The organism is bacterium (assembly GCA_040755755.1).
Classification (GTDB): Bacteria; SZUA-182; SZUA-182; order DTGQ01; family DTGQ01; genus DTGQ01.
The window spans coordinates 1-13,193 of sequence record JBFLZW010000079.1; the positions used below are offsets into that span (position 1 = coordinate 1).

Genomic DNA, 13,193 nt, shown 5'->3' on the forward strand with positions numbered 1-13,193 from the left:
TCCATAAAGTATCTCGACCTTATCTCAATCTTGGCTTATGGTATAAATTTACCAAACATATCGTAGCTATAGCAAATTTTCATCTTCGGGGGCGGCCAAATCCTAACCCTGGCCATGAATGTTTAGTACGAATGGCACTTACACAAGCCAAGCTTCTCCTTATGAGAACAGAAAGGGCACCAGGGCACGAAGACCACGCAGAGATTAAGCTTTTTATAAGGGTGAGGGTCCAGGGCAGGGCCTCTCGTGGCATGGGCAGGATGCCCATGCCACTCTTTCTCTCTCTTTGTGCTCTGTGCCTGAGTAGTTACCTTGCATGGATATTTGTCAATGAAAAATGGAGAGTTGTATCAATTTCTGGAAATAATCCTCATTATTCGAACCAGAAGAGGCTATCTCCATCTCAGAAATGTCTTCAGACGTAAAAATAAAACAGCGTTTTAAATTTTTTATTGACAAATTTTTCCAGTTTGGCTATTATGGGAATATACTGAAATCCGGGTAAACAAATCGCAGATTTCAAGTACACAGGGTTAGGGTAAGTTGAGGGTTGGAGTGTGTACGTGGTACAGCAATTTCTGCAAGCCTATTCCTATGTCGCCATTTTTGCCTTGGTCGGTCTGTTGTATGTAGTCGTTGTCCTTACGGTCAGCAGGCTTCTTGCACCCCATCGGCCATCGAAAGAGAAATCCTTTCCCTATGAATGCGGTCTTGTCCCCATTGGAGAACCGTGGGGGCAACTGAACATTCGATATTATATTTTTGCTCTCCTTTTTGTCCTTTTTGATGTAGAAACTGTGTTTATGTATCCCTGGGCAGTTGTCTTTCGAGATATGGGATGGGTGGCTTTTTTTGAAATGTTCAGCTTCATTGCCATCATAGCTCTTGGATTAGTTTACGCCTGGAAAAAGAACGTCTTACGATGGGTATAAAGAATTTTGCAGCGAATGGAGAAACTATGGATCAGCGGCACGATCAGCCTGTCATCACCTTTGACCAGCCCCGGCTTCCGGCAGACAAAGATTTCAATATCGTAACCGGAACCCTGGAACTGGTGCGGGGATGGGCCAGAAAATCATCTTTATTCATGCTTGTCTTCGGCACTGCCTGATGCGCCATTGAGATGCTGGCTGCGGGTTCAGCCACTTACGATTTCAATGAAAGAAGCGGAGTGCTGCCGAGGGCTACTCCGAAGCAGGCGGATCTGATGATTGTCGCCGGGACTATTACCTACAAAATGCTGCCGGTCGTCAAGCGGCTCTATGGCATGATGCCGGAGCCCAAGTGGGTGATTTCTCTGGGAAGTTGCGCCAACAGCGGAGGACCTTTCCGGAATTCCTACAACGTCCTGCCCGGCATCGATAAGGTCCTGCCGATCGATGTCTATGTTCCGGGATGTCCGCCGCGGCCCGAAGCCCTGATGAACGGAGTAGTAAAGTTACAGGAAAAAATCATGAACGAGGCCAGAGGCGCTTTTCGCTCCGCCTGGGGAATAAAAAATTGAAAGGAAATGGCACACCCGATACCGTATCATCTGAAAAGAAACCGGCTGCCGGTTCCCCAAAGCCGCTCGGTCCTGATGACCTGAAGTTTATCCTGGTCAAGAGGTTCAACTCGAAAATCGAAGAGACTCAGGTGGTCAATGGAGAACTGGCCATATGGGTATCTGCGGCAAATCTTCTGGAGGTTTGCCGGTTTCTCAGGGAATCCGACCTGGCTTTTGATCATCCCCGCTGTCTGTGCGGTGTTGACCGGGAGGAGCATCTTGAAGTCGTCTACCACCTTTGCTCTACCACCCGCAGCCATAAGATCACCATTAAGGTTAAACTGTCCCGCACTGCGCCGAAAGTCCCTTCTCTCTATCCGGTCTATAAAGGTGCGGACTGGCATGAACGGGAAACCGCGGAGATGTTCGGCATCGTCTTCGAGGGGCATCCCGATCCCCGGCATTTACTGCTTTTAGAGGATTTTCAAGGTTATCCGTTAAGGAAGGATTTCTCATGCCCTGACCAGTCATAAAAAACTTCTTCTCTTGAGGTTGAAGAGCACATGGAAATTACAACAACGCAGTTTTTAAACATGGGCCCCCAGCATCCCAGCACGCACGGCGTTTTCCGTATGATGCTGGAATTGGATGGAGAACGGGTGGTAATGTGCCAGCCTCACCTCGGCTATCTGCATCGCGGGCTTGAAAAACTGGCCGAGAACCGGACCTATCCGCAAATCATTTCCCTGACCGACCGGCTGCATTATGCAAATGCCTTCCAGAATGAGCTGACCTATTGCCTGGCAGTCGAGAGACTGCTCGGCCTTGAGGTTCCCAAGAGGGCCCAGTATATCCGCGTACTGCTGGCCGAGTTGTCAAGGATGCAAAATCACATGATCTTTTTTGGCGCCCTGGGCATGGACATCGGCGCGCTGACTCCCTTCTTCTATTCTTTCAAGGATCGCGAGACCATCCTGGACTTTTTCGAAGAAATTTCAGGGGCCCGGCTCACCTTCAATTACCTGCGGATCGGCGGTCTGAAAGAAGACCTCCCGGAAGGAATTCTCGATCGCATTCTTGCCTTCACCGACCAGGTTCCCAAAATTGTTGACGAGTACGAAACCCTTCTTTCAGGAAACGAGATTTTTCTGGCCAGGATGAAGGGAATTGCCATCCTGTCCAGAGAACTGGCCATAAACCTGGGGATCACCGGGCCAATCCTGCGAAGCACCGGCGTAGCTTACGATATTCGTAAAGCTGATCCTTATTCATCCTATGAGGATTTTACCTTTTCCATCCCGGTGGGAACCTGCGGGGACAATTTTGACCGCTACCATATCCGGATGCAGGAGCTGCGGGAATCGAACAAGATCGTCCGCCAGGTCATCGAGCGCATGCCGGATGGAGACATTTGCGCCAAAGTCCCCAAGATAATCAAAATTGACGGTGAGGGCTACTTTCGAACCGAGACTTCGGTCGGAGAGCAGGGCGTGTATATCATCGGCAGGGGCGAGAAAAACCCGTACCGGGTCAAGTTCCGAAGCCCGGCTTTCGTGAATCTGCAAATGCTTCAGTATATTCTGCCCGGTGTGCTGGTGGCGGATGTGGTGGCCACTTTCAGCACGGTGGATATCTGCATGGGGGAGGTGGATCGATAATATGACCGGCTTGGGAACTCAATTCCTGGTAGCTTTGGGCATGCTCATCGGAATGCTGATTATTCTGCTGTCCACCATGTGGCTTGAGCGCAAGGCCCTGGCCCATTTCCAGTTCCGGCTCGGACCGATGAGGACCGGATACCACGGTCTGCTCCAGCCCATTGCCGATGCCATGAAGATGGTGGTCAAAGAGATGAGTATGCCTGAGGGTGTTGACAGCATTCTTTACGCTGCCGCTCCGTTCATTGTATTTATTCCGGCCTTCATGGTCATGGCAGCCATACCCTTTACCGCTACCATCAAAGCTGCCGATATGAATATGGGTATTTTCTACGTGATGGCTGTTCTATCGATCTCGACCGTAGGATACATGATGGCTGGATGGTCGTCTCATAATAAATACTCACTTCTGGGCTGCATGCGCTCCATCGGCCAGTTCGTCAGCTATGAGCTTCCCATGGGACTGTCCGTCCTGGCAGTCGTTATGATGGCCCAGACCCTCAACCTGAACAGCATTGCCCAGGCCCAAAGCTGCAACTGGAATATCTTCCGCTGGTATATTTTCAGGCAGCCGATAGCCTTTATCATTTTCTTCCTCGCCCTGAATGCGGAAATTTGCCGGGTGCCCTTTGATCTGCCTGAAGCGGAGTCCGAGTTGGTAGCCGGCTTCCATGTCGAGTATTCCGGGATGCGGTTCGCTCTCCTGCTCATGGCCGAATACATCGGACTTTTCACCCTGACTTCCATCTGTACAACCATTTTTCTGGGAGGATGGTATGGCCCCCCGGTACTTCCGGGTCTGGTCTGGTTTTTCATTAAAACGTTCAGCCTGATTTTTATCCTGTTCTGGACACGGGCTACCCTGCCAAGAGTCAGGGCAGATCAATTGATGTCCCTGGGCTGGAAGGTTCTGATGCCGGCAGCATTGATCAATGTCGTGATTACCGGCTTGTTAATCATGCTCAAGGTGTATTAGGGAAAGATAGGAGTCAGGAGTCAGAAGTCAGGAGCCGGGAGAGAGTGGTTTTTACTCTCTGCTTTTCTCTGTGCCTCTGGGCTTCTCTGTGGTGTCCTTTGTATTTGTCTTTGTCTTTTTGCAGTACACGCAATTGAGAAGCACTATAAAGGAGTAATAAGGTCATGAAAGGAATCATAACCGGAATGCGGCTTACCCTGAGTCATCTTTTCGACAAGCCGATCACCCGGCAGTATCCCAAGGAAAAGCCGGTGATGAAGGATCGGTTTCGGGGGAGAGTGGGACTGGTCCGCAGCAGGGAAACCGGTGAGCTTAAGTGTGTGGCCTGCGGGCTGTGCGCCAAGGCATGTCCGGACAATATCATTCATATCGTGCCGGGTACCGGAGATCCGGAAAAAGGGGAGAAAAAGAAATTCCCCAGGGAATATACCATTGACATCAGCCGGTGTATGTACTGCGGCTACTGTGTCGAAGCCTGCCCCTTCGGAGCCCTGACCATGACTCATGAGTACGAGCTGGCTACCTATGATAAAAATGATTTGATCTACACCATTGATAAAATTGTTGTGGATATCTAAGGACGGGTGAAAATAACAATCACCCCCACCCAGGTCTCCCCCATCAAGGGGGAGGAGAGGAAGGGAGGCTCTCCCCTCAAGGGAGAGATATCGGAGAAATCATGCAACTCGTAATCTTCATCGTTTTAGCCATTATCACCACAGTGGCGGGAATTATCATGGTTTCGGCGGATAATATCGCCCGCAGTATTTATTCCCATGTCCTTGCTCTTTTGGGAATTGCCGGTATCTATATTCTCCTGTATGCCGAATTTATGGCCGGAGTGCAGGTTCTGGTCTATGCAGGCGGCGTGTCCATCATGCTGCTGTTTGCCCTGATGCTTACCAAGCCTGCCAAAGGTGTCATCCGGGCGCTCGATCATCCGCGCCGGGCCCCGGCCTTTATTACCTCGATCGTTCTCTTTGGCCTGTTATCTTTCAGTATTGCCTATGCCCGGTGGCCGCTTCAGGCCGAGCCCTCACGGATTATGACCCCGGAGGTCATCGGCAGGGAGATGTTTGTCAAATATGTTCTCCCTTTTGAGATCGTATCCGTCATTTTGCTGGTGGCTCTGATCGGAGCTGTAGTTATCGGAGGCAGGGAGAAACAGGACACCGATAATGAGGAGAAGGAGAAATCATGATACCTCTTTCCTACTACCTGATGTTTTCAGCCGTGCTCTTCTGTATCGGTGTTTACGGGGTATTGGCCAGAAGAAATTCGATCATGATTCTCGTATCCATCGAGCTCATGCTGAATGCCGTAAACATTAACCTGGTTGCCTTTTCTGCCTATATCAGAGGATCGGATCTGGCCGGGCAGATGTTTTCCCTGTTCGCTATCGCCGTGGGGGCGGGGGAGATCGGGGTGGGATTGGCTGTTATTTTGAACCTCTATCGGTTAAGAAACACGATTAATATTGACCAGATAGACTTTCTGAAATGGTAGGAGAAAAAAATTGTCACTGCCTCTGCTTTCATTGATACTCTGGGCGCCTGTTCTTGGCATCGTCTTGATCTTTTTACTTCCGGGAAAGGAGTGGACCGCAAAAAAGGCTGCGCTTCTGAGCACCGGCATCCCACTGGCCATCTCGGTGTATCTTCTTTTTCATTTTCAGCCTGACGGGGGTTACCAGTTTGTGGAAAATCTGGTCTGGATCAAGGAGCTTGGGGTGTCTTACTTCCTCGGTGTGGACGGGCTCAATCTCGGTCTGGTGATTCTGGTCAGCCTGCTGAGCTTTCTGGTCGTCCTGTCCATGCCTCATGAGGGAGAACATGCAGGGGCATTTTACTGCTGCCTGCTGATCATGGAATATGGGCTCCTGGGAGTGTTTTTATCTCTGGACCTGATCCTCTTTTATATCTTCTGGGAAATCGTTCTTATTCCCGGCTATTTTCTCATCAGCATCTGGGGCGGCCCCAACCGGCAGAAGGCGAGCATCAAATTCCTGCTGTATACTCTCCTGGGCAGCCTGATCATACTGATTGCCATTCTGGCCATATATACCAGAGCCAACCTGCATACTTTCAGTATCCCTGCCCTGCTCACAGCAAAGCTTTCAGTCAGGTTTCAACAGCTCATCTTCTTTTTCCTCCTGATCGGTATGGCCATTAAGGTACCCCTTTTCCCCTTCCATAGCTGGCAGCCGGATGCTTATGTCGAAGCGCCCAATTCGGTCACGGTCCTCCTTTCGGGGCTGATGGCCAAAATGGGGGTCTATGGTTTTATTCGCGTGGGATACAGCCTGGTTCCCCAGGGAAGCACAGATTTCAGTTGGCTTATCTGCATCCTGGCTACGGTTACTATTGTCTATGCCAACCTCTGTGCGGCCATGCAGCAGGATCTCAAGCGGATGTTCGCCTATTCGAGCCTGGGACATATGGGATTGATTATGCTTGGGGTAGGGGTCCTGAATCCTATGGGCCTTAAGGGATCCATCTTCCATATGTTCAACCATGGAATCATTACCGGGTCTATTTTCATGGCCATCAGCATGATTGAGGATACTCTGGGCACCATTCAAATCAAGAAGCTGCGTCTGATTGTCCATTATATCCCGACCGGGGCCATGCTGTTCTGGCTCCTTCTGCTGGCTTCCTTCGGGTTTCCGGGCATGAGCAGCTTCATTGCCGAAATCTACATCCTGGCCGGCGCTTTCCAGGCAAAAGTCATCTTCGGGGTGATCGCCATGATCGGGACGATTATCATGGCTGGATACATCTTTTCCGTGCTGCCGAAGATCTCGTTCCGGGGAAACCAAAGCATCGGCCTGGATCAGGAAGGCACTCAGCAGGTGGCAGGCTACAATAAAAAGCTCATTTTTTCTCTGGTCTCCTTATCAATCATCATCATCTTGCTGGGCTTCTATCCAAAATTACTGCTCTCGACTTCCCATTCCTTTGTTGCCCAATTCATAGCCAGGATGCAGATGCCATGACAGAATATTTTAACAGAACATCTAACCGGGAGCATTTATCCATCAGATAAGGAAAGCAAAGAGTCATGAACATGGATTTGAAGCTGTTTTTACCCGAAATTATCATTTTCCTTTCCGGCACGGTCATTCTCATCGCTGATCTGTTCATGCAGGAGAAAAACAAGAAAGCTCTCGGTCTGCTGGCAGAGACCGGGTCTATCCTGGCTATCGTTCAATTAGTCAACATGTTCGTTCTTCGCCAGAGTTTCTCCAGCGAGCTTTTCACTATCGACCCCTTCAGCCATTTCATCAAAATCATCCTTCTGCTCAGCACAGGGCTGGTTATCCTGCTCTCCATCGACTATTTCAAGAAGAATATCAGCCACAAGGGGGAGTACTACTGCCTGATTCTCTTCTCCGTAACCGGCATGATGTTTATGGTTTCAGCCAGTAACTTTATCAGTTTTTTCCTCAGCCTGCAATTGACGAGCATTCCCCTCTACATCCTGTCCGGAATCGATAAAAATGATGCCCGCTCAAACGAGGCTGCCTACAAGTATCTGATGCTCGGCATGCTGGCTTCCGTGGTTATGCTCTATGGAATGACTTTTGTCTATGGATTTAGCGGGGCATGCAATTTTGAAGGGATAGCCTGGCAACTCAGCAATCTTAATCTCCATGAGCATCCGGTCCTTTTGATGTCCATGATTTTTATCTTTGCCGGATTTGCCTTTAAAGTTGCTGCTGTTCCTTTTCATTTCTGGGTGCCGGATACATACGAGGGAGCACCGACCCCGGTGACATCCTTTCTGGCCACGGCCCCCAAGGTGGCAGGCTTTGCCGCCCTGATCCGCCTCGTGACCACGGCCTTCAGTCCCCTGATCAGCCAGTGGCGGATACTGTTTGGTGTTCTTTCCATCATGAGCATGTGCGTGGGTAACCTTGTGGCCCTCTCCCAGACCAATATCAAACGGATGCTCGGCTTTTCCAGCATAGCTCATGTCGGATATATCCTGATGGCCTTTGCTGTAGCTGACCGCCCGGCCTTCAGCGCGGCCATTTTTTACCTGATGATCTATGGTATCGTCAATATCGGGACCTTTGCCGTCATCGCCGCGGTCATGCAGGGAGAAGACCATCATATTCAACGGCTTGCGGGATTATCAAAAAAATCTCCCCTGATGTCGCTTTCCATAGCCGTCTTTTTTATCTCCATGATCGGTATTCCTCCAACGCCGGGCTTTTGGGGCAAATTCGATCTCTTCGCCTCGGCCATTAACCGGGGAATGACCTGGCTGGCCGTTGTCGGCATTATTAATTCAATTATCTCCGTGTCTTACTATATAAACGTACTGCGCTATGTTTACGCAGACCGGGAGGGTGATGGCGGGGTGAATAAAGGAGTGACCGCAGCGGCCGATGGTCTGAAGATTCCCTGCCTTATGAAACTGGTGGTAGGCATTGCCCTGGCTCTGACCATAATCATTGCCACCTACCCGGAGCCGTTCATCGAAATAGCCAGAGCAGCAGCCATCGCCCTGAAGACCGAATTGTGGCTCTGAAAAACAACCAGGTTCAGTAATTCTCAATGTTCAGCAACCTCTCTAAAGGGGTTGGGCTTTCCTCCTTTTGTTCGACTTTATCCCATTGCTCATTACCCTAAAAATATTTATAATAAGTTTAACGATAACTGAGGAGCTAAGATGAGCATTCCTAAGATTGCCGTATCCAGGAAAAAAATTGCCGACTTTTGCCAGCGCAATCACATCCGCAGGCTATCCCTGTTCGGTTCTGTCCTGCGGGAGGACTTTAGACCGGACAGCGATGTGGATGTGCTGGTTGAATTTGAACCTGGACATGTGCCTGGCTTTTTCCGGTTATTCGATATGGAGGAAGAATTATCACCCCTTTTTAGCGGGCGAAAGGTGGATATTCGAACGGCAGAGGACTTAAGCCGGTATTTCCGGGATGAAGTGCTAGCGAGCGCACAGGTGCAGTATGATCAGAAATGATATTATCCGCCTCCATCATATGCTCGATGCTGCTCAAGAGGCAGTTGACTTATTCCGGGGGCGCACCCGCGAAGATTTGGATGGAGATAGAATGTTAAACCTGTCTCTTGTCCGACTGCTGGAAATCATTGGAGAAGCAGCAAAAGGTGTTTCTCCGGCATTTCGAGATGCGCATCCGGACATTCCTTGGAAAAAGATGGTTGGAATGCGAGACCGACTCATTCATGGCTATTTTGATGTAAACCTTGACATAGTCAAGGAAACCGTCATCGAGGACTTACCGCCCTTGGTTGCCCAACTGGAAAAAATCATAGCCATCGGGAATAGATGATGTCCCACGATCCTCCACCTCAGATAGTGGGACCTGTCACCTAACCCCAAGAATCAATTAAAAGGATATTTCTCTACCTCCCGGCGTTTCCCTCCTTACTTTCCCTCCACTGCCTTGTCCACGAGCTTGTTGATGCCGTTCAGGTAAGCGCGGACGCTGGCTTCGATGATATCCGTGGATGATCCGTGTCCCAGGACCTTTTTCCCATCTTTGGATATACTGACCAGCACCTCGGCCATAGCCGCTGCTCCGGAGGTAACGGCATGGACGGAATAGTCTTCAAGTTTAACCGGGAAATTAATGGCTTTATCGATCGCCTTGTATGCAGCATCTACAGGACCATCACCCAGGGCGGATTCCATAACAATAGTCTCTTCCGCCCCATCTTCCTGTTTTTTAATTTTCACGGTCGCGGTAGGAATTGCATGGGTTCCATTTATAACCTGTAAGAAGGCCAGGGTGTATTTTTCAGGCATATTGGGGATCTCGTTCTCCATGATCGAGACCAGATCCTCGTCGTAAATCATCTGCTTTCTGTCGGCAACCTCCATGAATCTCCCATAAACCTTTTCCAGCCTCTCCTGGGAGAATGGCGGATACCCTAATTCCTTGAGCCGGTGTTTCAGTCCGTGCCTTCCCGTTCTGGCGGTCAGAATGACCCGGCTCTGGGGAAAGCCGATATCTTCAGGATTAATGGTTTCGTAGGAAAGACGCTCCCTGAGCGCTCCATTGATGTGAACTCCGAAATTGCTGGCCAGTGCATTACTCCCCACAATCGGTTTGTTGCGGGGCACCATGATGCCGAAAATATGCGCCATCGTGCGGCTGGTTCTGTACAGCTCTTTGGTTTGTATCTGAAGCTGAAAACGGAAGTAATCCTTTCTGGTCATGATTCCCAGCACTACTTCTTCCAGAGAAGCATTCCCGGCCCGCGGACCAATGCCATTGATTGAACATTCCACCTGACGGGCACCGCTGATGAGTCCAGCCAGGCTGTTTGCCACGGCCAGTCCAAGATCGTTATGGCAATGGACACTGATAACGGCCTGGTTGATATTTGGAACTCTTTCCCTGATGCTGGCTATCAGGTCGCCATATGCCTGGGGGATGGCATAGCCGATAGTATCGGGAATGTTGACGGTCGCAGCCCCGGCCTCGATTACTGCCTGCAGAATGGTAAACAAAAACTCCTGGTCAGCGCGGGTGGCATCTTCAGCATAAAATGCCACATCTTCCGTGTGCTGTCTGGCATGTTTTACTGCCTCGACAGCTATCTTCAGGACTTCGTCTTTGCTCTTGTTCAGCTTCCGTTCGATATGAATGTCGGAAACCCCGATGCCAGTATGTATCCGCTTTTTCCTGGCGGCAGCCAGTGCCTGACCGCAACGGTCGATGTCTTCAGGCACGGCACGGCTGAGGCCGCAGATAATCGGACCTTCGATTTCCTGAGAGATCAGTCGAACCGACTCGAAATCCAGGGGAGATGATGCGGGTGAACCCACTTCGAGAATGTCCACTTTCAGTCGGGAAAGTTGCCTGGCTGCGTCCAGTTTTTCTGAAGGAACCAAGTAGTTTCCAGTTGCCTGCTCCCCATCTCTCAACGTCGTATCTAAGATAAATATCTTTTCCTTCTGGTCTTTCGCGTCCATAGTTTAGATCCCCTTGGTTTTTAATTTACCCGGCTTTTTTGTAAAAAAGAACAACTTTCTACATCTCTGAGGACAATAATCGAGTACATCATGTAGCTTACATTGCATGCTAAGGGCTCATAAGAAAATAATACAATGTGTTAGTTTTGTCAAACTAAAACTAACAAAAAATGTCATACCTTCTTATGTTTTTTAGGGGAAGGGTATAATAATATTAAAATATTTAAATAAATAAAATTTACGCTATCGTCCATACAACAGGCCGGTCATCGGCAACAAGAGAAATGATGTGATTTTGGTACCAATAGTGCTCAATATTCCAGATTCGATGTTCATAATGCAACGTAAGATGTCTCTCGTCCGGGATAGCAGCTACCTTACAGACCCGCAAATCCCTGAGTCCCGCTCCCGTAGCTTTCGTCGCTGCCTCTTTGGCTGTCCAGTAGCGAAAAAACAGGTTCCAGTCGGCATCTGGAGAAAGCCGCCATTCATCGGCAGTCGCCAGGCTGGCGAAAAGGTCCTTGTGCCTGCGGGGCAGAAACTCCTCCACATCAATGCCGATTCTTTCCCCACTGACCACCGCGGCTACACAGCGGCTTTTGTGAGATAAAGACCAGTAGATACCATTGACAGGCAGAGGAGCACCCCGCTCATCCTTGGAAAGAGGCCCCAAGGTCACTCCGCTTTTTTGGGCACTGAGGGCCAGGGCCTGCCGGGCGGTTTTCCGGAGGAGATCGACTTTCTCCCGACCGGATAGCATATCCGGATCAGGATAGGAAACCGATAGAATGACGGGATACAGAGCTGGAATACCCACAAGGATTTAACCTGATGTTATCTTAATGATTATGGAAATCACGAAAGATTCCGAATGGCTTTTCGAACGATACTCTTGTCAAAATAGTTTATCGACATGCCTGCATCGACAACCAGGGTCTGGGCATTGATCCCACTTGACCGGCTGCTCAGGAGAAAGGCCACCACATTGGCCACCTCGCGGGTAGCCAGGGCTTTTTTTCGCAGAGTCAACTGTTCGGCAAAGAGATAGTAGTCGATATATTCAGGAATCCCGGCTGAAGCGGAGGTTTTCAGGAGCCCGGCGCCCACGGCATTGAATCTGATCCGGGAGAAGCTGCTGAATGATTTGGCCAGAAAGCAGATCGTGGAATCCAGGGCCGCTTTGATCGGTCCCATGTAGCCGTAACTTTCCGCAGCCATACGGGTGGTTGAAATGGACAATGTCACTACCGAAGCCTCCCGCTCCAGAAGAGAACTGAAGGTCCTGGCGATGTGAATCAAAGAATAGCAGGAAATATCCACTGCCTGTAAAAAGTCTTCTTTTATTGTCTCATGAAAGGGTTTTGCACCTGCGCTGTAATTGGCAAAGGCGATGGAGTGAACCAGACCGGCCAGGGTGGAATGGTCCCGCTTGATCTCATTAGCCAGCCGTTCGATATCTCCCTCTTTTTCCACATTACAGACATAGATCGGGCTGCCTGCCGGGAGGAATTTCCGGGCAATTTCCTGGATTTCACGGGTTTTAACCGCGTAGAGGACTTCAGCTCCGACCTCTTTCAGCACCTGGCCCACATGGAAGGCCACACTTTTGCGGTTGGCCACTCCGAATACCAGAATTTTCTTTCCTTCCAGGTCGAGAAAACTCATTCACTCTCTCCCTTGTCGTGAACCAATGTACAGGAAAACCTGGCGGTCACGACCGTCTTTCCCGAAACAGCCACCTTTCCTTTGAGAAAATACACACTGCCGAGAGTTTCGACCATTTCGACTTCAGTTTCCATCAAATCGTCGGGCTTGATCATGCTCCGGAATTTGGCATCCTGGATTCTGGTCAGCACCGGCACACCCTGGCCTGCGGCAGCGCCGGTTTTTTTGGCGATCAGAATGGCGCCGGTTTGAAAGATGGATTCACAGATCAAGACACCCGGCATTATAGGATTGCCAGGATAGTGGCCTTGAAAAAAGGGATCTTCAGGCCGCACCCTTTTTGTGGTCTTGATCCGGTCCTGAGAAAGCTCGCAAATGGTATCCACAAACAAAAAAGGATGGCGGTGGGGAATAGCCTGGTAAATCTCTTCGGAAATCATGG

General features: G+C 49.9%; 15 protein-coding genes and 1 pseudogene. 12 read left to right on the top strand and 4 right to left on the bottom strand.

Features of this window, described 5'->3' with window-relative positions:
• The first annotated feature begins 563 nt into the window (after window positions 1–563).
• The 12 genes and pseudogenes from AB1611_20880 to AB1611_20935 all read left to right on the top strand — a co-directional run bounded on the left by AB1611_20880 (window position 564) and on the right by AB1611_20935 (window position 9,437).
• Window positions 564–932 carry an NADH-quinone oxidoreductase subunit A gene (locus AB1611_20880; protein MEW6382038.1) on the top strand — a complete coding sequence of 123 codons (369 nt, stop codon included), beginning with the start codon at window positions 564–566 and terminating at the stop codon, window positions 930–932.
• 98 nt (window positions 933–1,030) lie between these two features.
• A pseudogene (locus tag AB1611_20885) lies at window positions 1,031–1,504 on the top strand (NADH-quinone oxidoreductase subunit B family protein).
• Window positions 1,501–2,019 (top strand): NADH-quinone oxidoreductase subunit C, encoded by a 519-nt coding sequence (locus AB1611_20890; GenBank protein MEW6382039.1) that lies wholly within the window; start codon window positions 1,501–1,503, stop codon window positions 2,017–2,019. The pseudogene AB1611_20885 and the gene AB1611_20890 overlap by 4 nt, the downstream one beginning before the upstream one ends.
• A gap of 30 nt (window positions 2,020–2,049) precedes the next feature.
• The gene (locus AB1611_20895; protein MEW6382040.1) at window positions 2,050–3,144 is read left to right on the top strand and encodes an NADH-quinone oxidoreductase subunit D; all 1,095 of its coding nucleotides are present in this window, start codon (window positions 2,050–2,052) and stop codon (window positions 3,142–3,144) included.
• A gap of 1 nt (window position 3,145) precedes the next feature.
• Complete coding sequence (nuoH, locus tag AB1611_20900; protein ID MEW6382041.1) at window positions 3,146–4,120, top strand: NADH-quinone oxidoreductase subunit NuoH; 975 nt, start codon at window positions 3,146–3,148, stop codon at window positions 4,118–4,120.
• 164 nt (window positions 4,121–4,284) lie between these two features.
• A complete protein-coding gene (locus AB1611_20905) occupies window positions 4,285–4,698 on the top strand; it encodes an NADH-quinone oxidoreductase subunit I (GenBank protein ID MEW6382042.1) in 414 nt (137 codons plus the stop codon).
• 101 nt (window positions 4,699–4,799) lie between these two features.
• Entirely contained in the window at window positions 4,800–5,321 is a 522-nt protein-coding gene (locus AB1611_20910) for an NADH-quinone oxidoreductase subunit J (protein ID MEW6382043.1), read from the top strand.
• A complete protein-coding gene (gene nuoK, locus AB1611_20915; GenBank protein ID MEW6382044.1) occupies window positions 5,315–5,626 on the top strand; it encodes an NADH-quinone oxidoreductase subunit NuoK in 312 nt (103 codons plus the stop codon). The genes AB1611_20910 and nuoK overlap by 7 nt, the downstream gene beginning before the upstream one ends.
• A gap of 10 nt (window positions 5,627–5,636) precedes the next feature.
• Complete coding sequence (locus AB1611_20920; GenBank protein MEW6382045.1) at window positions 5,637–7,115, top strand: NADH-quinone oxidoreductase subunit M; 1,479 nt, start codon at window positions 5,637–5,639, stop codon at window positions 7,113–7,115.
• A gap of 65 nt (window positions 7,116–7,180) precedes the next feature.
• Window positions 7,181–8,656: an NADH-quinone oxidoreductase subunit N gene (locus tag AB1611_20925; protein ID MEW6382046.1), complete on the top strand. Its 1,476-nt coding sequence runs from the start codon at window positions 7,181–7,183 to the stop codon at window positions 8,654–8,656.
• 141 nt (window positions 8,657–8,797) lie between these two features.
• Window positions 8,798–9,106 carry a nucleotidyltransferase family protein gene (locus AB1611_20930; GenBank protein ID MEW6382047.1) on the top strand — a complete coding sequence of 103 codons (309 nt, stop codon included), beginning with the start codon at window positions 8,798–8,800 and terminating at the stop codon, window positions 9,104–9,106.
• Window positions 9,093–9,437 (top strand): DUF86 domain-containing protein, encoded by a 345-nt coding sequence (locus AB1611_20935; GenBank protein MEW6382048.1) that lies wholly within the window; start codon window positions 9,093–9,095, stop codon window positions 9,435–9,437. Before AB1611_20930 ends, AB1611_20935 begins: the two co-directional genes overlap by 14 nt.
• A gap of 95 nt (window positions 9,438–9,532) precedes the next feature.
• Here AB1611_20935 and AB1611_20940 read toward each other — a convergent pair whose 3' ends face one another.
• From AB1611_20940 to fabZ, 4 genes are all read right to left on the bottom strand, one after another.
• Complete coding sequence (locus AB1611_20940) at window positions 9,533–11,086, bottom strand: 2-isopropylmalate synthase (GenBank protein MEW6382049.1); 1,554 nt, start codon at window positions 11,084–11,086, stop codon at window positions 9,533–9,535.
• A gap of 238 nt (window positions 11,087–11,324) precedes the next feature.
• The gene (locus tag AB1611_20945) at window positions 11,325–11,903 is read right to left on the bottom strand and encodes a 4'-phosphopantetheinyl transferase superfamily protein (GenBank protein MEW6382050.1); all 579 of its coding nucleotides are present in this window, start codon (window positions 11,901–11,903) and stop codon (window positions 11,325–11,327) included.
• Between the two features lie 38 nt (window positions 11,904–11,941).
• Window positions 11,942–12,751 (bottom strand): SDR family oxidoreductase, encoded by an 810-nt coding sequence (locus AB1611_20950; GenBank protein ID MEW6382051.1) that lies wholly within the window; start codon window positions 12,749–12,751, stop codon window positions 11,942–11,944.
• On the bottom strand, window positions 12,748–13,191 hold the full coding sequence (gene fabZ / locus AB1611_20955) for a 3-hydroxyacyl-ACP dehydratase FabZ (protein MEW6382052.1): 444 nt from the start codon (window positions 13,189–13,191) through the stop codon (window positions 12,748–12,750). The genes AB1611_20950 and fabZ overlap by 4 nt, the downstream gene beginning before the upstream one ends.
• Between the last annotated feature and the right edge of the window lie 2 nt (window positions 13,192–13,193).

Bases quoted from the DNA above. Each gene is read 5' to 3' on its own strand.
- AB1611_20895 (MEW6382040.1), top strand. From the start codon at position 2,050: ATGGAAATTACAACAACGCAGTTTTTAAACATGGGCCCCCAGCATCCC.
- nuoH (MEW6382041.1), top strand. From the start codon at position 3,146: ATGACCGGCTTGGGAACTCAATTCCTGGTAGCTTTGGGCATGCTCATC.
- AB1611_20905 (MEW6382042.1), top strand. From the start codon at position 4,285: ATGAAAGGAATCATAACCGGAATGCGGCTTACCCTGAGTCATCTTTTC.
- AB1611_20910 (MEW6382043.1), top strand. From the start codon at position 4,800: ATGCAACTCGTAATCTTCATCGTTTTAGCCATTATCACCACAGTGGCG.
- AB1611_20925 (MEW6382046.1), top strand. From the start codon at position 7,181: ATGAACATGGATTTGAAGCTGTTTTTACCCGAAATTATCATTTTCCTT.
- AB1611_20930 (MEW6382047.1), top strand. From the start codon at position 8,798: ATGAGCATTCCTAAGATTGCCGTATCCAGGAAAAAAATTGCCGACTTT.
- AB1611_20935 (MEW6382048.1), top strand. From the start codon at position 9,093: ATGATCAGAAATGATATTATCCGCCTCCATCATATGCTCGATGCTGCT.
- AB1611_20940 (MEW6382049.1), bottom strand. From the start codon at position 11,086: ATGGACGCGAAAGACCAGAAGGAAAAGATATTTATCTTAGATACGACG.
- AB1611_20950 (MEW6382051.1), bottom strand. From the start codon at position 12,751: ATGAGTTTTCTCGACCTGGAAGGAAAGAAAATTCTGGTATTCGGAGTG.
- fabZ (MEW6382052.1), bottom strand. From the start codon at position 13,191: ATGATTTCCGAAGAGATTTACCAGGCTATTCCCCACCGCCATCCTTTT.